Below are 18,852 nucleotides of genomic sequence, written 5' to 3'. Positions count from 1 at the left end.
TGATCCTTCCGCACGGGTGATATCGGCAAATTCGTATGCGGTGCAAGCGCCAAGCCACTTGACCCGACACGCCATGCTGGTGAAATGGGACGGACAAAAGATGCAGGAAAGGTTTCCGTTACGGCGGCCTTTTTTCCTGCGCCTCAGGACACGGAACCACATACCCATGCCCATCGCGATCAAGATGCCAGCGCTTTCCCCGACGATGGAGGAAGGCACCCTGTCAAAGTGGCTTATCAAAGTGGGCGATAAAGTCTCCTCTGGCGACATCATGGCCGAGATTGAAACTGACAAGGCAACGATGGAATTTGAAGCGGTTGACGAAGGCACCGTGGTTTCGATTGATGTTTCCGAAGGCAGCGAAGGCGTGAAGGTCGGCACCGTGATCGCAACGATCGTGGGCGAAGATGAAGATGCTAGCGCGCCTGCGCCCGCTGCCGCCCCGGCTCCCGCCGCAAAAGCTGCCGAACCTGCGCCTGCGCCAAAGGTTGATGCTGCTCCCGCCGCCGCACCGGCTCTGGCTCCAGCGCCAAAGGGTGACCGCGTGATTGCCAGCCCGCTGGCCAAGCGTATTGCGGCTGACAAGGGCGTGGACCTGTCTGGCGTGGCGGGCTCTGGCCCCAATGGCCGGATCGTCCGCGCCGATGTTGAAGGTGCAAAGCCTGCAGCGACCGCTGCCGTGGCTGCACCTGCACCCGCCGCTGCGCCTGCTGCTGCACCGGTAGCTGCTCCGGCACCAGCTGCAATCCCAGACTTTGGCATCCCCTACGAGGCGACCAAGCTGAACAACGTGCGCAAGACCATCGCGCGCCGCCTGACCGAAGCGAAGCAGACGATCCCGCACATTTACCTCACCGTGGATATCCAGCTCGATGCGCTGCTCAAACTGCGCGGCCAGTTGAACAAGGCGCTAGAGGCTCAGGGCGTAAAGCTTTCGGTCAACGACCTGATTATCAAGGCGCTGGCCAAGGCGCTGGTGCAAGTGCCCAAGTGCAATGTCAGCTTTGCAGGCGACGAACTGCGCACCTACAGCCGCGCCGACATCTCGGTCGCCGTCGCTGCGCCTTCGGGCCTGATCACGCCGATCATCGTCGATGCAGGCGCGAAGTCTGTCTCGGCCATCGCCACCGAGATGAAGGCGCTGGCCGGCAAGGCGCGCGAGGGCAAGCTGCAACCGCACGAATATCAGGGCGGCACGGCCTCGCTTTCGAACCTCGGCATGTTCGGCATCAAGAGCTTCGATGCGGTGATCAACCCGCCCCAGGCGATGATCATGGCGGTCGGCGCGGGTGAGCAGCGGCCTTATGTGATCGACGGCGCTCTGGGCATCGCCACGGTCATGTCGGCCACCGGCAGCTTCGACCATCGCGCGATTGATGGTGCCGATGGGGCCGAACTGATGCAGGTGTTCAAGGCCTTGATCGAAAACCCGCTAGGCCTTGTTGCCTGACCATTCTGTGAGCGGCTTTATGCCGTTCGCGCCGCTAGATCATGGGCCAGGTAAGGGCCTGAAGGAGCATTCGCGTGGCTGATCAATACGACGTCATCATTCTTGGTTCCGGCCCCGGCGGCTATGTCGCCGCGATCCGCTGCGCGCAGCTTGGCCTGAAGACCGCGATTGTGGAGCGTGAGAATCTGGGCGGCATCTGCCTCAATTGGGGCTGCATCCCGACCAAAGCGCTGCTGCGTTCGGCCGAAGTGCTGAACCACATGAAGCACGCCGCTTCCTATGGTCTTGCCGCTGACAACATCCGGGCCGATCTGGATGCGGTGGTCAAGCGCTCGCGCGGGGTGGCCAAGCAACTCAATCAGGGCGTCACGCACCTGATGAAGAAGAACAAGATCGCCGTCCACATGGGCAACGGCGTGTTGAAGAGCGCGACCAGCGTCGAAGTAACCGGCGAAAAGGGCACAGAGACGATTTCAGCCAAGCACGTAATCGTCGCCACAGGCGCCCGCGCACGCGAATTGCCCTTTGCCAAGGCCGATGGCGAGCGGGTGTGGACCTATCGCCACGCGATGACCCCCAAGGAACTGCCAAGCAAGCTGCTGGTCATCGGATCGGGCGCTATCGGCATCGAATTTGCCAGCTTCTACAACGATATGGGTTCGGACGTTACGGTCGTCGAAATGATGGACCGCGTGGTGCCGGTCGAGGATGCTGACGTATCGGCCTTCCTTGAAAAGGCGCTGACCAAGCAGGGCATGACCATCATGACCGGCGCGGGCGTTGAAAACCTCGCCGTTTCTGGCTCGGGCGTGAAGGCGAAGATCAAGGGTAAGGACGGCAAGGTTGCCGAGAGTGAGTTCAGCCATGTGATCGTGGCGGTCGGCATCGTGCCGAACACCGAGAACATCGGCCTTGAAGCGCTGAAAGTCACGGCAGATCGCGGGTTCATCACCATCGATGGCTATGGCCGCACCAATGTGAAGGGTCTGTGGGCCATTGGCGACGTGACGCCGGGGCCATGGCTGGCGCACAAGGCCAGCCACGAAGGCGTGATCGCCGCCGAAGCCATCGCCGCGGAACTGGGCAACAAGGACGTCCACCCGCACCCGATGGACCGGATGAACATCCCCGGCTGCACCTATTGCCACCCCCAGATCGCCAGCGTCGGCCTGACCGAGGCCAAGGCTAAGGAGGCGGGCTATATCGTGAAGGCCGGAACCTTCCCGTTCATCGGCAATGGCAAGGCGATTGCCCTGGGCGAGCCCGAAGGCTTTGTGAAAACGGTGTTCGACGCCAAGACCGGCGAACTGCTGGGCGCGCACATGATTGGCGCTGAAGTGACCGAAATGATCCAAGGCTATGTCATAGGCAAGACGCTGGAGACGACCGAAGCCGAACTGATGCACACCGTGTTCCCACATCCGACCATCAGCGAATCCATGCACGAAAGCGTGCTGGCCGCATTTGGGCGCGCGATCCACATCTGATATCTGAAGTTTTACCGCCAAACCCTTGGCGAACAACAACAAAGCGCGGATGGGGCAACCTGTCCGCGCTTTTGTTCTTGGCTTGGCCAAGCCAAATTTGGGCGAATCACGCGTTGTCAGTGACTTGCACAGAGTTAGTTGATGAAGTTGAATTAGCGGTAATGCACCGCCTGACGCAGTTGCATGCTGTTGAGCTTCACGATGTCAAAAAGCCTCTGACGGTTGCAGATTTTCGGCTTGTAGGAAAATGGTTTTGGGTTCTGTCCGGATCTGCGCGGGCCAACTTTGCAATCGGCAGTGCTAACGGCTTCGAAGTGCGAGGGCCGTCTTTACCCTGCCGATCAGAAGTTCAGCCGCTTCGGGAATCGTCAAATTGTCGAGACTTACCGATAGGTTTGCCGTGCTGAAGATCTTGTCCTGTTCAGACCGGCTCTGTTTGTAAAATTGGGTATAGACGATCACTGTCCGCGCTGGCCGACCTTCGGAGTTGGCATCGAGCCAGACGGAAAAGACCTGGTCCTTCATATCCGCAGTCATGATTTCGTCGCAAAAATCCTCGCATCCGGCCGCAATCACGACATTCTGGACGGACATCAACTGATTGATCACAGCTCGGCGCAAGGCTGCATTGTAGGATCTGACCACCGGCAGGTCGGCGATTTCCTGATCGACGTCGAAGAAACCATATCCGAGTGCCTCGGCCAGATAGGGGCCCAACGTGGATTTTCCGACGCCCGAATGCCCGATGAGGACGATTGTCGAATTTGCGTTGCTGGACGTCATGATGATTTGCGCCGTCGTGAAAATCGGGGCTTTCAGGCAATTGGCGGACAGGGTGGGATTCGAACCCACGGTGAGCTTCCACCCACGGCGGTTTTCAAGACCGCTGCCTTAAACCACTCGGCCACCTGTCCGCGCTTTGCCTGCCTGATGCCGCTGGGCGGCTCGGGAGAACGGTTCGCCGTTAGCGCTTTCTGTTTCGGACGCAAAGGGGATTCCCATCGGTGTTGAACCGTGCGAGACCGGAAAAATGGAAATGTTGAGAAAAAAACCGTGGTTGCGGCTTGCCGGTGTTGTGGCGATGGCCCTGTTTGCGGGCGGGCCAGCAGTGGGCCAGGTGGACGCGGAAGAGCGCGGGTTTCAGGGGTATTTGCAATTGCTGGCGGCGCGTGGGCGGGCCGAAGGTGTGCGGGAATCAACGATTTCGGCGATGACGCAAGGGTTGACGCTCAATCCGCGGGTGATTCAGCTGGACCGGGCGCAGCCGGGATCCTCGACGGGGACGATCCCGGCCTTTGAGCCTTACAAGCGCAAACATGTGGACGCATCGCGCATCACGCGCGGGCGGCGGCAGTTTGCAGCGGCCTCCGGGCAGATTGGCGCGATTGAGCGGCGCTATGGTGTGCCCGGCCCGATCATGCTGGCGATCTGGGGGCATGAGACGGATTATGGCGGCTATACCGGTGATTTCGATCTGGCCCGATCGCTTGCTACGCTGGCCTATGAAGGGCGGCGGCGCGAATTGTTTGCCGATGAATTTGTGGCGGCGATGAAGATGGTGGACCGGGGTGTGCCGCGGTCGAAACTGGTGGGCAGCTGGGCGGGGGCCTTTGGCAATCCGCAGTTCCTGCCGTCGGTCTATCTGCGTGTGGCGGCCGATGGCGATGGCGATGGCTTTGCCGATATCTGGACCAATCGCACCGATACGCTGGCATCGATCGCCAACTATTTCCGCGATGCCGGATGGCGTAGCGGGCAGCCGTGGGGTGTGGCAGTGAGCGTGCCGGACGGTCTGGACCGAGGGAGCCTGGGCACCACGATGGTAAGCCCGCGCTGCCCGCGCGTGTTTGATCGGCATACGGGCTGGAAAACGATGGCGGAATGGCGCGCGCTGGGAATTGTGCCGAAAACGGGGGCTTGGCCTGCCGACAATGTGATGGCCAGCCTCCTGGAACCGGACGGGCGAAGCAAGACGGCTTATCTGCTAACCGGAAATTATAGGGTTATCCTCGATTACAACTGCTCGAACTTTTACGCTCTGTCCGTGGGACTTCTTGCAGATGAGATCAGCCGCTAATGTAACCGCGATGGCCGCGACCCTGCTTCTGGCAGCTTGTGGTGGCGCAGATGCCCGGGTTTCAGGGCCTTCTCCGGCACTTACCGAGACGCAGATGCGCGGGCCCGCCGGGGACTATCCGATGGTTCTGGGCGCGCCATTCGTGGTGGATGGGGTGACGTATACCCCTGCTGATACGATGAACTATGATTCGGTTGGCTATGCGCAGATCGCCGATGGAGCGGGGGTGAGCGGGGCGCACCGGACTTTGCCCCTGCCAAGTTATGTTGAAGTGACCTCGCTGGAGAGTGGGCGAACGATCCTGGTGCGCCTGACCGAGCGTGGGCCGATGCAGGGCAGTGACCTGATTGCGCTATCGCCCGGGGCATGGGCGCAATTGGGATTGCCTGCAGGTTCGCGTGAGCCGGTGCGTGTGCGCCGCACCAATCCGCCCGAGACTGAGCGGACGCAGTTGCGCGCCGGAGGCCAAGTGCCCGCGCGCATGGACACGCCGCCGGGGCTGCTCAGCGCGCTGAAGCGCAAGCTGGGCCTTGCGGTGGTGACGCCTGCTGCGGTGGTGCCGGCTTCTGGCACTGTGCCAGTTGCGCCGATGGTAAAGCCTGAGCCAGTACCTCAGGCAAAAGCCAAGGTTGCCGAGGCTTCGGTGCCCAAGCCTACGCCTGCGCCCAAGGCTACACCGACTCCTGCGCCGATTCCGGCACCAACGCCCAAGCCAACACCTGCACCGAAGCCAGCACCTGCAACAGTTGCGAAACCTGCTGCCCCAGTGACGGGGATTTACGTGCAGGCCGGGGCCTATTCCGACAAGGCGCGGGCTGAAACCGTGGCGAAGGCCATCGGCGGATCAATTTCGCAAGCGGGCCGCGTGTGGCGGGTGCGCACCGGACCGCACAAGGACCGTGGACAAGCCGACGCGGCGCTGGCGAAGGTGCGCGCAGCGGGCTATGCCGATGCCCGGGTCGTGACCGCGCCATGATGTGAACCGCGCGGGCGGCCCTGCTTAGCCGGGGACGATGATTGCGCGCGAGAGGTTTGACAGTTCTGGCAGTGGTCGCGGCAGGCTTTGCGCCGGTCAAGGCGGCAGCGCCTGTGGCGGCAAGCTCGGCGGCAGGTGTGGACATAGCCATGGCCGCCATGCCGCAGATCGATGCGCCGGTTGCGCTGCTGGTCGATGTGGGTTCAGGCCGGGTGCTCTATGCCCGCGATGTGCACCGTCGGTTCGTACCGGCATCAATCACCAAGATCATGACCAGCTATGTCGCGTTTGACCTGATTACCAAGGGCAAGATGCGGCTGGATCAACGCATGCCGATGCGACCCGAGACTTTCAAGCAATGGCACCGGGTGGGCAGCACGATGTTTCTGCCCGCCGATTCCCAGGCCAGCGTAGCCGAACTGATCGAGGGAATTGTGACCGTTTCGGCCAACGATGCCTGCGTGGTGCTGGCCGAGGGTGCTGTCGGATCTGTCCCTGCGTTCACGAAGCTGATGAACGATGCGGCGGCAGAACTGGGGATGCGCGACAGCCATTTCAACACGCCCAACGGATGGATGGACGAAGGGCAGACCTATGTGACCGCGGCCGATCTGGCCACGCTGAGCGGCGCGTTGATGACGCGGTTTCCCGAGCTCTACCGCCAGTTTTATGGCCATGCCGGGATGACCTGGGGCGGGATTACGCAGCCCAATCACAACCCGCTCTATGGCTATGTCGAAGGGGCGGACGGGGTGAAGACCGGGTTCACCAACGAGGCTGGGTATGGCTTTGTGGGATCGGCACAGCGCAATGGGCGGCGGCTGGTGATGGTGCTGGGCGGCTATGACCGGCCGAATTTGCGCGCCAAGCAAGCGCGCGAGTTGATCGAATGGGGCTTTGCAATGTGGGACGCGCTGCCGCTGTTTGCCAAGGGTGCGGCGGTGGGGAGCGCTGTGGTGCAAGGCGGTGCCGCTCGTGAAGTGCCGCTGCTGGCCCCGCGCGACCTAAGCGTGACGGTGCCGCGCGGGGCCAAGGCCGCCTATACCCTGAGCGTGCGCTACAAAGGGCCATTGAAAGCGCCGATTGCCAAGGGCGAGACCGTGGGCAGCCTGCTGGTGCGCGTGCCGGGTGAGCCGGTGCATGTGCTTCCGCTGGTGGCAGGTGCCGATGTGGCCAAGGGCGGGATGTTGCACCGGTTGCGCGATGGGGCGTTGGGGCTGGTGGGCCTGTGACCAATCCGGCTGTGACTGGAAAGTTTATCGCGCTGGAGGGCGGCGAGGGTGTGGGCAAATCCACGCAAGGCCGCATGCTGGCCGAAGCCCTGCGCGCGCGCGGGATCGAGGTTGTAACCACGCGTGAACCGGGCGGGACCACCGGGGCCGAAGCGATCCGCGCGATGCTGCTCTCCAACGAGGGCGATGGCTGGGGGCCGCGCGCAGAGGCTCTGCTGTTTGCAGCGGCGCGGGCGGACCATGTGGAAAAGCTGATCCGGCCTGCGGTGGCGCGTGGGGCGTGGGTGGTGTGTGATCGGTTTGTGGACAGTAGCCGCGCCTATCAGGGCGGCGGGAGCGGGCTGTCTGACGATGAGGTCATGGAGCTCCATCGGATTGGCAGTAAGGCGCTTTTGCCCGATGTGACCGTGTTGCTGACGGTCGCGCCCGAGGTTTCGGCGGCGCGACTGGCCTTGCGCGATGGGGAGAATGCGGACCGGATCGGCGGGCGCGGGGCAGACTATCATGCACGGGTGGCCGCGGCGTTTCGGCGCTTTGCCGAGGCTGAGCCGGGGCGCTTTGTGGTGATTGATGCCGAGGGCACGCCGGAGGATGTGCATGCGCGGATCATGGCGGCGCTATGATGATCGGGCATGAAGAGGCGTGGCGGGCGTGGCGCGCGGCGATGGCGGGCGAGCGGATGCACCATGGCTGGCTGTTGGCGGGCCGGGAAGGGCTGGGCAAGGCCAGCTTTGCGCGCGCGGCGGCGGCGGAACTCGTGGCCGAACCGGGCGTGCCGCAACCGGCGGTTGAAGCGCATCCCGATATCCTCGTCCTGTCCCCGCTTCCGGCCAATGATGACGAGGTCAAAAAGCGCGATGAGGGTAAGCCCTATCAGCTGAAGCGGAGCATTTCGGTCGATCAGGTGCGCGGGCTGCAGCGGCGGTTGAACACGCGGCCAACGCTGGGTGCGCGGCGGGCGGTAATCATTGATTCGGCTGATTTGCTGGAGAAAAGCGCGGTCAATGCGCTGCTCAAAAGTTTGGAGGAGCCGCCGCAGGGGACTTTTTTCCTGCTGGTGGTCCATGCGCTTGGGCGGTTGCTGCCGACAGTGCGATCGCGCTGCCTGATCGTGCGGTTTCACCCGTTGAGCGATGCCGATGTGGCGCGGGCGCTCGATCTGGCCGCGCCTGAACTGGATTCTGAAACGCGGCACGCGGCGCTGGCGGTGGCTGGCGGATCGCCGGGGGCGGCGCTGGCTTTTGCGGAGCAGGATCTGGGGCGGGCACAGGCGGTCTATGAAAAGCTGATCGCGCAGGGGGATGCCGATCTGGCCTTGCGCGGGGCACTGGCGGGGGCAATTGGCACACGGCCTGACCGGGAAAGGCTGGGCGCGGCGATCGAGGCGGCACGGATGACCGTGGTGCGCGCGCTTGATACGGTCGATGATGCGGGAAAGCTGCGGCTGGTGCAGGCGCATGCCCGTTTGGTCAGGCTGGCAGGTGAAGCGCCGATCTACAATTTTGATGTGGGCATGCTGGCGATGGAAATCGGCTCCTTGCTGGCAGCCGCTGCGCCGCCTAGGGAAGGGGTGCGATAAGCGCTCTGCAGCGATTTCTTGCCAGCAATTTCTTGAAAGTGAAAGGCCCGATGGGCGAACCCTATTACATCACCACCGCGATTTCTTATCCCAACGGCAAACCGCACATTGGCCATGCCTATGAGGCGATTGCCGCTGATGTGATTGCGCGGTTCCAGCGGGCGATGGGGCGTGACGTGCGGTTCCAGACCGGGACCGACGAACACGGCCTGAAGATGGCGCAAAAAGCGCGCGAGCTGGGCGTGACCCCGCGCGAGCTTTCGGACGAAATGTCATCGTATTTCATACAGATGTGCGATGAATTGAATGTGTCGTATGATGTGTTCATCCGCACGACCGAGCCACGCCACCATGAATCGGTGCAGGAGTTGTGGCGGCGCATGGAGGCCAATGGCGATCTCTATCTGGATCGCTACGAAGGCTGGTATTCGGTGCGCGATGAAGCATTCTATGACGAAAGCGAACTGGTGGCAGGTGAGGGGGGCGAGAAGCTCTCGCCACAGGGCACGCCGGTGGAATGGACGGTCGAGGGCAGCTGGTTCTTCCGGCTTTCGAAATATGCCGAACCGCTGCTGAAGCTCTATGAAGAGCATCCCGAGTTCGTGCAACCCGACAGCCGGCGCAACGAAGTGGCGCGCTTTGTCGAAGGCGGCCTGCGCGATCTTTCGGTTTCGCGGACCAGTTTTGACTGGGGGATCAAGGTTCCTGGCAGCGATGGGCACGTGATGTACGTGTGGGTCGATGCGCTGACCAACTACATTACAGGCCTTGGGTATCCCGACGAAAGCGGCGATTTTTCAAAGTATTGGCCTGCGAATCTGCACCTGATTGGCAAGGATATCGTGCGGTTCCACACGGTGTACTGGCCGGCGTTCCTGATGAGCGCGGGGCTGGCGGTGCCCAAACAGGTGTTCGGCCACGGCTTTCTGCTGAACCGGGGGCAAAAGGAATCAAAGTCGCTCGGCAATGTCACCGACCCACTGGCACTGGCCGAGCGGTTCGGCGTGGACCCGCTGCGCTATTTCCTGATGCGCGAAGTGGCGTTCGGGCAGGACGGCTCCTATTCGCCAGAGGCCATAGTAATGCGCTGCAACGCTGAACTGGCGAACAGTTACGGCAATCTGGTGCAGCGCACATTATCCATGATTTTCAAGAACATGGATGGTGAACTTGGCGCATTTTCGACCACAGAGGCTGACGATACGCTGCTGGCCACGGTGTTCACGGCGTGCCAATATGAGCTGCCGCGTGAGTTTGAGGCGCTGAACTTCTCAAGTGGGATCGAAGCGTGGATGCGGGCGGTGTTTGCCTGCAATGCCTATGTTGATGAGCAAGCGCCATGGGCGCTGCGCAAGACCGATCCTGAGCGGATGAAAGCGGTGCTGCTAACGCTGTTCATGGCGATCCGCGATCTGACCATTGCGATTGCACCGGTGGTGCCAAGTTCGGCATCGAAGGTGCTGGATCAATTGGGAATTGCGGCCGATGCGCGTGGGTTTGACGCTTTGACGGACGCTGACTGGTACATGGCGCGCGTGGCGACGGGTGAGCGTTTAGCGCAGCCGGTGGCAGCTTTCCCGCGCTTGGAACTGCCCGAGGAGAGCGCATCGGCATGATGCTGATCGATTCCCACTGCCACCTGAACTACAAGGGACTTGTTGAGGATCAGGCGCAAGTGCTTGACCGCGCACGCGAAAGTGGGGTGCGCGGGTTTCTAAACATCTCCACCCGGCAGAGCGAATGGGCGGCCATTGTGGCCACAGCAGAGCGCGAAAGCGATGTCTGGGCGAGCGTGGGCATCCATCCTCACGAAGCCGATGGCCATGCCGATCTGGGCGAGGCCGTGCTGCTGGAAGCTGCCGCGCACCCGCGCGTGATCGGCATTGGCGAGACGGGGCTGGACTATTTTTACGACCATTCGGACCGACAAGTGCAGCAGGACCTGTTCCGCATGCACATCCGCGTGGCGCGCGAAACCGGACTGCCCGTGATCATCCACACCCGCGATGCCGAGGACGATACGACGCGGATCATTTCCGAGGAGATGGAGCAGGGGGCCTTTCCGGCGCTGATACACTGCTTCACAGCATCAGCTCCTTTTGCCGCACAGATGTTGGAGCTGGGGCTTTCGATCTCGCTTTCAGGCATCGTGACGTTCAAGAACGCCAAGGATTTGCAGGGTATAGCTGCCGATCTCCCTGAGGATCGGCTGCTGGTGGAGACCGATGCGCCGTTCCTCGCGCCGGTGCCGCATCGGGGCAAGACCTGCGAGCCTGCGTTTGTGGCCGATACTTGCGGTTTTGTGGCGTCGCTGCGCGGCACGAGCAACGAAGCATTGGCCGATATGACCGGTGCCAACTTCTTCCGCCTGTTCAGCAAGGCCGCGCTGTGAAGGCCGGGCGGTGAAACTGACGATTCTGGGTTCCGGCACATCGACCGGAGTGCCGCGCATCGGCAACGACTGGGGTGATTGCGACCCGACCGAACCGCGCAACCGGCGCACACGCGTGTCGATCATGGTCGAGGGCGAAGATGGCAGCCGCTTGCTGGTGGATACGCCGACCGACCTGCGCCACCAGTTTCTTGCTTGCGGGATCGACCGGGTGGATGGCGTGGTGTGGACGCATGACCATGCCGACCATTGCCACGGGATCGATGACCTGCGGCCACTGCGCTATGGCCGTGCTGGGCCCATTCCAGGCTATGCGGCGGGTGAAACTGTGCGGCGGTTGCGGCAGCGGTTCGGCTATGTCTTTGCAGGGCAGCACGGCTATCACACGATAGTGGAACTCGACAATCTGGACCGGGTGCGGATGATCTGCGGGATCGGGATCGGGCATTGCCAGATGCCGCACGGCCCGGCGCAATCCACTGCATTCCGGTTTGATCAGGGTGGAAAGACAATCGGTTACGCGACAGACTTCAGCGAAATTACCAGCGACATGATCGACCTGTTCTACAAGGTTGATGTGCTGGTGGTCGATTGTCTGCGCCGCACGCCGCATCCAACGCATTCGCATTTGGCCATGGCGCTTGAACTGATCGAGGCAACGCGCGCAGGGCGCGGCATTTTGACACATCTCGACAAGTCGATGGACTATCGGACGCTGTGCGGTGAAACGCCCGAGCATGTGGAGCCGGCCTATGATGGCATGGAGATCTTGGTGTGAGCGGCAACGACGTGGCGCAGTTGATCGGAATTGCCATGGCAATGGTCCTTATCATCGCCAATCTGCGCGGAAAGCAGATCGGATTGAGCGAAGGGCTGCGCATGGGAGCCTTATGGGCGTTTCTGTTCGTGGCGGTGGCGCTGGTGTTTTCGGTGATCGGATGAAGATAAGGCTTCAAGGCGCCCAGCTTTAATTTACATAATACTTATTATCAATGTTGATGAACGGGGTGGGTGGATTCTATCTGGAAGTGCGAATCTTGAGGGTTTCCGGGCACTTTGTGCCCCACTCAAAAGGACGCGCAATGGCTCATAACTACCGGCATCTCAGTCTCGAAGAGCGTGACACGATCATGCGCATGCGCGATCGTCGTATACCTGTTGGCCGGATCGCGGCCGAACTCCGGCGGCATCCATCGACAATCTATCGCGAACTGCGGCGCAATTTTTTCTATGATGAGGATGCCTGGTTTCGTGGTTATTTCGGTCGTGTCGCACATCGGAAAGCTGCTTCGCGCCGGGTTTGTGGCGGCAAGGTCAACCGTGATCGTGAGCTTGCCGCGCGCATCGTGGAGCATCTTCAGCAATGTTGGTCACCAGAGCAAATTGCTGGCCGCTTAAGGCTCGATGAGGCCAATCCCATTACTGTCTGCCACGAGACGATCTACCAGTTTGTATACGGCACAGAAGGTCGTCAGTTAGGCCTCTGGAGCCACCTGCCGCGCCAGCGGAAGACGCGGCGCCAGCGCTATGCGCGCAAACCGCGAGGCCTGAATATCCCGTTGGCAAACACCATCGCAGAACGTCCCAAAGAGATTGCCGAACGCAAGCAGTTTGGTCACTGGGAGGGCGATCTCATTGCTTTCAGGAAAGAATTTGGAAAATCCAATCTTACCTCGTTGGTCGAACGGCGCAGCCGATATATCGTGCTCACGCGCAACCCCAGTCGCCATTCGATCGGTGTCATGGCGGGGATTGAACACCACCTTGGCCCCCTTCCCCCGACCCTTCGGCAAAGCATTACGTTCGACCGCGGCACCGAGTTTGCGGCATTCGCTACACTCAAGACAAAACTCGGCATGACGAGTTATTTCTGCAAGCCATCAGCGCCCTGGCAGAAGGGAAGCGTGGAGAACAGCAATGGTCGCATCCGCCGCTTTCTGTCGCTCGATACTGACATTGCCGCACTGCCCGATTCTGATCTGGCAGCTATCATCCAGAGGCTGAACAACACGCCGCGCAAGTGCCTCGGATTCCGAACACCAACCGAGGTCATTGGAGAACAAATCGCAGCCCACATAGCGACTTGAATTTTGTTGCCGGGGGTGGGGCTCGCCCCACCCCCGGCAAAACGCTACACTCTCACCGGCAGTTCGCACTTCAAATAGAAATCACACTCTTCCACCATGATACGCGATCTTCGCCATGGGGCATCGCGGGATCTGCGTGGTTCCCACCAAAGTCACCCCAGAATGACGTTTTGCGCATTTTTTATGGTCTTGTAATTCGCATATGATCCATTATCTCTCATTGAAATGGTGCTGTGCATCGATTCGGTGAGAGGGATTTATCGCATGATCAGGTCGCGCCCCATCGGCTGCGAACGGAGCTCAGCATGAGCAATGCGCCTGAAGCCGCTTCACATGATCCGGTTCTGGCCCGCGTCACCGGCCCCGGCTCTCCGTTTGAAATCGGCATGGTGGATGGCCTGCGCCAGTTCGTCGCCGCGCCGCCTGATCTGAACCTGCTGGTCGAATCCGCGCGCCGCTTTGGGGATCGCACCTGCGTGGTCGATTTTGACAGCGCCGGAACCGAACGCCGCCTGAACTACGATCAACTCTTCACATGGCGCGATCAACTCGTGCCCATCCTGCACATCGCGCGCGGAGACCGGGTGGCCATTGCCATGCGCAACCGCGCCGAATGGTTGGTGGGTTTCCTTGCCGTGATGAAGGCGGGCGGCGTTGCTGTGCTGGTCAACAGTCGTGGCTCCGGCCAGGAATTGCTGGCTATGCTTGAAGATGTCGATCCCGCCGTTGTGCTGGCAGATGGCGAACGCGCCGTGGTCATCCGCGATGCCGGATTTACCGGCCGCGTGCTCGATCTGACCAAGCCGTTTGACGCTAATGAATTGGCGCGCCGAACCGCAGATGCGCCCGTCACTTCCGGCACGGCTCAGGCGACAGACCCCTGCGCCATTCTGTTCACTTCGGGCACTACGGGCCGGGTCAAGGGCGCAGTGCTTTCGCACCGCAATGTCATCACCGGGCTGATGTCCACGCAGATGTCGGGCATGGTCGTATTGGGCAATATGGCCGCGCAAATGGGCATCGCTCCCGAAGCGTTGATTGCGCAATTGCCGCAGCAGGCCTCGCTGCTGGTCTATCCGCTGTTTCATGTATCCGGCCTTGGCGCAGGCTTCCTTTCGCCCTTCCTCGGCGGCGGCAAAGTGGTGATCATGCGCCGCTGGGACGCCGAAGAGGCCGCGCGCCTGATTGCAGCCGAACAGATCAGCATGTTCAGCGCCGTTCCCACCATGCTGTGGGATATCCTCCACCGCGCCCGCGTCGAGGGCGCTAGCCTCGTATCCTTGCGCAACATCGGCAGTGGCGGACAGGCCCTGCCGGTCAATCTGGTCGAAGAAGTCCACGCCCTGTGCCCCCATGCGCAGATCGGCACCGGCTATGGCATGACCGAATGCGCAGGCGCGATCGCGCAGGCGGTTGGCCCCGATTTCATGGCCCGCCCCGCCGCTGCCGGGCGTGTGTTGCCAATGGTCGAAGTGCGCATCGAAGGCCCTGACGGAACAATCCTCCCCCCGCATGAAACCGGCGAGATCGTGGTGCGCGGCGCGCAAGTCATGTCCGGCTACTGGAACCGTGCGGAAGAAACCGCCGCCGTGCTCACTCCCGATGGCTGGCTGCGCACCGGCGATGTCGGCATGGTCGATGATGACGGCTATATCTTCATCATCGACCGCAAGAAAGACATGGTGATTTCCGGCGGAGAGAACATCTACTGCGCCGAAGTGGAGCGCGTGCTGGGCCAGATCCCAGGCCTCACCGAATGCGCCGCCTTCGGCCTGCCTGATGAACGGCTGGGCGAACGCCTGGTCGCCGTCGTCATCGCTCCCGATATTGACGAGGCCGGCGTGATCGAATGGGTCGCCACCCGCCTTGCCCGCTACAAGGCGCCCACTCGCGTCGTCTTTGCCCCCGCCACACTGCCGCGCAACGCGCTGGGCAAGGTCGACAAGATCGCCCTGCGCAAATTGTGGCCGACGCTTTCAGGAGAATAGAACCATGCCCATGCCCACCGATATCGGCATCATCGACTGCATGCTGGGCATTCCCGAGGCGGAGGACCGGGGCGATTGGTACGCCTCGTTCCGCCCGCTAATCAAGGACAAGCAGACGCTCAGCCAGTTTGCCATGCCCGCGCAGTACATGTTCAAGGACATTCCGGTCTCCGGCGAACAGGACGATTATCTGGCGTGGACCGTTGCCCAGATGGACAAGCACAACGTCCAGCGCGCGCTGGTGGGCTGGAACGACAACGACACCTCGCGCCGTGCCAAGGAGCTTTACGGCGACCGCTTTTTCTTCGACCTGCCGACCGATCCCAACATGGGCGTCGAAGGCATCCGCCGGATCAAGCGCATCCACGCCGAAGTGGGCTTGTCCGCCGTCAGCGTGTTCCCCTCGGGCACGCTGCCGCAAGTGGCGATCAACCACAAATACATGTTCCCGCTCTACGCCGCGTGCGAGGAAATGGGCCTGCCGATCCTGCTCAACGTCGGCATCCCCGGCCCGCGCATCCCGATGGAAACGCAGAAGGTGGAGCACCTCGACGAGGTCTGCTGGTTCTTCCCCGAACTCAAGGTCGTGATGCGCCACGGGGCCGAACCGTGGGAGGCCTTGGCCGTCAAGCTCATGCTCAAATGGCCGAACCTCTACTATTCGACCAGCGCCTTTGCGCCCAAGCACTATCCCAAGGCGATCATCGATTACGCCAACACCCGCGGCGCCGACAAGGTGATCTACGCCGGATACTTCCCGATGGGCCTCAGCCTCGACCGGATCATGGCGGACATGCAGCACGTGCCGTTCAAGGACGAAGTGTGGCCCAAGTTCCTGCGCGAAAACGCGGTGAAGGTGTTCGGCCTTTAAGTCATCCCCACGGGAGCCGGGAAGTCTGCTCCCCCTGCAAAAACGGCCAGATGGCGCAGACAACCCGCGCCGTGGCAATTCAGGAGTAAGATCATGGCTGAAGCAGACCCCAAAACCCCTGCGGCAACCGACGCCCGCACCGCGCCTGTCGCGGTCTGGCAGATCCTCGAAAAGCTCAAGGGGAAGGACCTCACCGACTGGCGCACTGCGCCGGTCGAAGGCCGTGCCTCTATTGCCGAGCGTAATCTCGACATCGGCTTCCCCTTTGGCTGGTACCCGGTGGACCTGTCGGCCAAGCTCGCGGTGGGCGAAGTGCGCCCCTTGCGCTACTTCTCGCAAGACCTTGCCATGTGGCGCGGCGAGGACGGGCAAGTCCGCATCATCGATGCTTATTGCAAGCACTTGGGCGCACACATGGGCCACGGCGGCAAAGTCCATGGCAACCTGCTCGAATGCCCGTTCCACGCCTGGCGCTATGATGGCGAGGAAGGGATCGTCAAGGACATCCCCTACTCCAAATCGATCCCCCCGCAGGTAAAGCGCAAGTGCACGCGCACTTGGCACGTGACCGAGGCGAACCGCTTCATCTGGATCTGGTATCACCCCGAAGACGCCGCCCCGCTGTTCGATGTGGTCCACCTTCCCGAAGCGACCGACCCCGAATGGACCGATTACGACGTGTTCGAATGGAACGTCTATGGCTCCATCCAGAACATGGCCGAAAACGGCGTGGACGTGGCGCATTTCAAATACATCCACGGCACTGCCAACGTGCCGCTGGGCGAATTGCGCTGGGGCGATTGGGGGCGCGGTGCCACCGTCAAGGCCAAGATGGGCACGCCCTGGGGCGAGGTCGATGGCGAGATCAGCTATGACACGATGGGGCCGGGCCAAAGCTGGACCCGCTTCACCGGCATTTCCGAAACCCTGCTCGTCGCCTGCATCACGCCCGTCGAGCTTGACCACGTGCAAGTCCGCTTCTGCTTCACCCAGCCCAAGGCGCAGGCCGAAGGCGAACGCGCTGGCGTCGCCCGCGCGATCATCCGCGATATCTGCAAACAGTTCGATCAGGACAAGATCATCTGGGACCGCCAGAAGTATCAGCCCAACGCCCTGATCTGCGAAGGCGATGGCCCCATCGCGCAGTTCCGCAAATACTACGCCCGGTATTACGTGGCGTCATGAACCCCACCAGAAGAGAAGCCCTCGCCGGCGGTATCGCGCTTGCCGCAACCGCCGGCCTGCCGGGAAGCGCAAACGCGATGGATGAAGTGCTCGATACTCACGACAGCCTCGGCCTTGCCAATCTGGTGCGCAAAGGCAAAGTCTCGCCCACCGAACTGCTCGATGCCGCCATCGCCCGCACCGAAGCACTCAATCCGCGCTTCAATTTCATGGCGCAAAAGCACTATGACTATGCGCGCAAAGCCATCGCGGGCGGCCTGCCCAAAGGCCCCTTCACCGGCGTGCCGTGGCTGCTGAAAGACCTCAACACCTATATCGCGGGCGAGATCACCGAAAACGGAAGCCGCCTCTACAAAGGCAACCGCGCCACCGTCACCTCCGAACTCGTCCGCCGGATCGAGGCGGCAGGCTTCGTGATCTTCGGCAAAACCACCACCCCCGAATTCGGCCTGACCGGCACCACCGAAAGCGTCGCCACCGGCGCCACCCGCAACCCGTGGGACCCAACCCGCGTGGCCGGTGGCTCCTCGGGCGGAGCAGCCGCAGCCGTCGCCGCAGGCGTGATCCCGGCCGCCCACGCCACCGATGGCGGCGGCTCGATCCGCATTCCGGCGTCTGCCTGCGGACTGTTCGGCCTCAAACCCTCACGCGGGCGCGTGCCGATGGGGCCGCTCAGGACCGAAGGCTGGGGCGGCATGTCGGTCCACCACGCGGTCAGCCGCACAGTGCGCGATTCTGCCGCGATCCTCGATGCCACGCACGGCACCGAACCCGGCTCCCGCTACGGCGCACCCACGCCCGAACGCCCCTACTTGCAGGAAGTCGGCCGAGATCCCGGCAAGTTGCGCGTCGCCCTGATGCTAAGCCCCTTCTCCGGCGCACCGGTCGATCCCGAAGTCATCGAAGCCACCCGCGCTGCGGCAAAACTGCTCGAAAGCCTCGGCCACCACGTGGAAGAAGCCGCGCCCAAGATCGACATGGCCGCCATCAGCGCCAGCAGCTTCGCCCTGATGGCCTCCTCGGTCGCCGCCGACTGCATCGACCGCGCCAAGGCACTGGGCGTGGAACTCGGCCCCGATGTGGTAGAGCGCACGACGATGGACTTCATCGCCATGGGCAAAAGCTACAGCGCGATGGACTACGCCCGCGGCAACAACGCCTACCAGACCGCCGCCATCACCATCGCGCAGTTCATGGCGCGCTACGACGTAATCCTCTCCCCCACCCTCTCCGCCCCACCCCTGCCCCTTGGCCGCATCGGATTGGACACCGGCCGCACCATGATGGACTGGGGCCGCGAAGTCGGCACCTTCACCGCGTTCTGCGGCATCTACAACGGCACCGGCCAACCCAGCATGTCGCTGCCCTTGGCGATGTCCAAAGACGGCCTGCCGATCGGCATCATGGCCACCGGGCGCTTCGGCGAGGAAAGCCTGCTGTTCCGCCTCGCGGGCCAGATCGAACGCGCCGCACCGTGGATAGGGCGGCGGGCGAAGGTCTAAACAACCCTGAAAGCCCTCTCCCATTA

At 62.1% G+C, this 18,852-nt stretch carries 17 protein-coding genes and 1 tRNA gene; 16 read left to right on the top strand and 2 right to left on the bottom strand.

Going from position 1 to position 18,852, the window contains the following annotated elements; translation table 11 throughout:
- Positions 1 to 166 precede the first annotated feature (166 nt).
- Both AC2A1F_RS07410 and lpdA read left to right on the top strand, forming a co-directional pair.
- Complete coding sequence (locus AC2A1F_RS07410; RefSeq protein ID WP_484208092.1) at positions 167 to 1,450, top strand: pyruvate dehydrogenase complex dihydrolipoamide acetyltransferase; 1,284 nt, start codon at positions 167 to 169, stop codon at positions 1,448 to 1,450.
- Positions 1,451 to 1,524: 74 nt separating this feature from the next.
- Positions 1,525 to 2,937: a dihydrolipoyl dehydrogenase gene (gene lpdA / locus AC2A1F_RS07405; RefSeq protein WP_484208091.1), complete on the top strand. Its 1,413-nt coding sequence runs from the start codon at positions 1,525 to 1,527 to the stop codon at positions 2,935 to 2,937.
- A 300-nt stretch (positions 2,938 to 3,237) separates the two neighbouring features.
- On the opposite strand, the gene AC2A1F_RS07400 is transcribed toward lpdA, so the two are convergent.
- Positions 3,238 to 3,720 (bottom strand): shikimate kinase, encoded by a 483-nt coding sequence (locus AC2A1F_RS07400; RefSeq protein ID WP_484208090.1) that lies wholly within the window; start codon positions 3,718 to 3,720, stop codon positions 3,238 to 3,240.
- 41 nt (positions 3,721 to 3,761) lie between these two features.
- Positions 3,762 to 3,851 (bottom strand) — tRNA-Ser (locus AC2A1F_RS07395).
- Positions 3,852 to 3,973: 122 nt separating this feature from the next.
- On the opposite strand from AC2A1F_RS07395, the gene AC2A1F_RS07390 reads away from it, so the two are divergent.
- From AC2A1F_RS07390 to AC2A1F_RS07325, 14 genes are all read left to right on the top strand, one after another.
- A complete protein-coding gene (locus AC2A1F_RS07390) occupies positions 3,974 to 5,014 on the top strand; it encodes a lytic murein transglycosylase (protein WP_484208089.1) in 1,041 nt (346 codons plus the stop codon).
- A 10-nt stretch (positions 5,015 to 5,024) separates the two neighbouring features.
- Positions 5,025 to 5,990: an SPOR domain-containing protein gene (locus AC2A1F_RS07385; RefSeq protein ID WP_484208088.1), complete on the top strand. Its 966-nt coding sequence runs from the start codon at positions 5,025 to 5,027 to the stop codon at positions 5,988 to 5,990.
- 56 nt (positions 5,991 to 6,046) lie between these two features.
- Positions 6,047 to 7,222, top strand: a complete 1,176-nt coding sequence (locus AC2A1F_RS07380; RefSeq protein WP_484208087.1) for a D-alanyl-D-alanine carboxypeptidase family protein — start codon at positions 6,047 to 6,049, stop codon at positions 7,220 to 7,222.
- Positions 7,219 to 7,845: a dTMP kinase gene (gene tmk / locus AC2A1F_RS07375; RefSeq protein WP_484208086.1), complete on the top strand. Its 627-nt coding sequence runs from the start codon at positions 7,219 to 7,221 to the stop codon at positions 7,843 to 7,845. Before AC2A1F_RS07380 ends, tmk begins: the two co-directional genes overlap by 4 nt.
- On the top strand, positions 7,845 to 8,801 hold the full coding sequence (locus tag AC2A1F_RS07370) for a DNA polymerase III subunit delta' (protein WP_484208085.1): 957 nt from the start codon (positions 7,845 to 7,847) through the stop codon (positions 8,799 to 8,801). Before tmk ends, AC2A1F_RS07370 begins: the two co-directional genes overlap by 1 nt.
- A gap of 50 nt (positions 8,802 to 8,851) precedes the next feature.
- Positions 8,852 to 10,417 (top strand): methionine--tRNA ligase, encoded by a 1,566-nt coding sequence (metG, locus tag AC2A1F_RS07365; protein WP_484208191.1) that lies wholly within the window; start codon positions 8,852 to 8,854, stop codon positions 10,415 to 10,417.
- Positions 10,417 to 11,193, top strand: coding sequence for a TatD family hydrolase (locus AC2A1F_RS07360; protein WP_484208190.1), 777 nt, complete (start codon positions 10,417 to 10,419; stop codon positions 11,191 to 11,193). Before metG ends, AC2A1F_RS07360 begins: the two co-directional genes overlap by 1 nt.
- Before the next feature lie 10 nt (positions 11,194 to 11,203).
- Complete coding sequence (locus AC2A1F_RS07355) at positions 11,204 to 11,971, top strand: MBL fold metallo-hydrolase (RefSeq protein WP_484208084.1); 768 nt, start codon at positions 11,204 to 11,206, stop codon at positions 11,969 to 11,971.
- Positions 11,968 to 12,135 carry a hypothetical protein gene (locus AC2A1F_RS07350; protein ID WP_484208083.1) on the top strand — a complete coding sequence of 56 codons (168 nt, stop codon included), beginning with the start codon at positions 11,968 to 11,970 and terminating at the stop codon, positions 12,133 to 12,135. The genes AC2A1F_RS07355 and AC2A1F_RS07350 overlap by 4 nt, the downstream gene beginning before the upstream one ends.
- A 140-nt stretch (positions 12,136 to 12,275) precedes the next feature.
- A complete protein-coding gene (locus AC2A1F_RS07345; RefSeq protein WP_484207800.1) occupies positions 12,276 to 13,280 on the top strand; it encodes an IS30 family transposase in 1,005 nt (334 codons plus the stop codon).
- Positions 13,281 to 13,585: 305 nt separating this feature from the next.
- Positions 13,586 to 15,268 (top strand): class I adenylate-forming enzyme family protein, encoded by a 1,683-nt coding sequence (locus tag AC2A1F_RS07340; RefSeq protein ID WP_484208082.1) that lies wholly within the window; start codon positions 13,586 to 13,588, stop codon positions 15,266 to 15,268.
- Between the two features lie 4 nt (positions 15,269 to 15,272).
- Positions 15,273 to 16,139, top strand: coding sequence for an amidohydrolase family protein (locus AC2A1F_RS07335; protein ID WP_484208081.1), 867 nt, complete (start codon positions 15,273 to 15,275; stop codon positions 16,137 to 16,139).
- 93 nt (positions 16,140 to 16,232) lie between these two features.
- On the top strand, positions 16,233 to 17,324 hold the full coding sequence (locus AC2A1F_RS07330) for a Rieske 2Fe-2S domain-containing protein (RefSeq protein WP_484208080.1): 1,092 nt from the start codon (positions 16,233 to 16,235) through the stop codon (positions 17,322 to 17,324).
- Positions 17,321 to 18,826: an amidase gene (locus tag AC2A1F_RS07325; RefSeq protein ID WP_484208079.1), complete on the top strand. Its 1,506-nt coding sequence runs from the start codon at positions 17,321 to 17,323 to the stop codon at positions 18,824 to 18,826. The genes AC2A1F_RS07330 and AC2A1F_RS07325 overlap by 4 nt, the downstream gene beginning before the upstream one ends.
- Positions 18,827 to 18,852 lie beyond the last annotated feature (26 nt).

It is taken from the genome of Novosphingobium sp. HNCC26BN242 (assembly GCF_057180525.1).
Note: the sequence above shows the minus strand (reverse complement) of the source record. Positions and strands in the feature narration are given on the sequence as shown.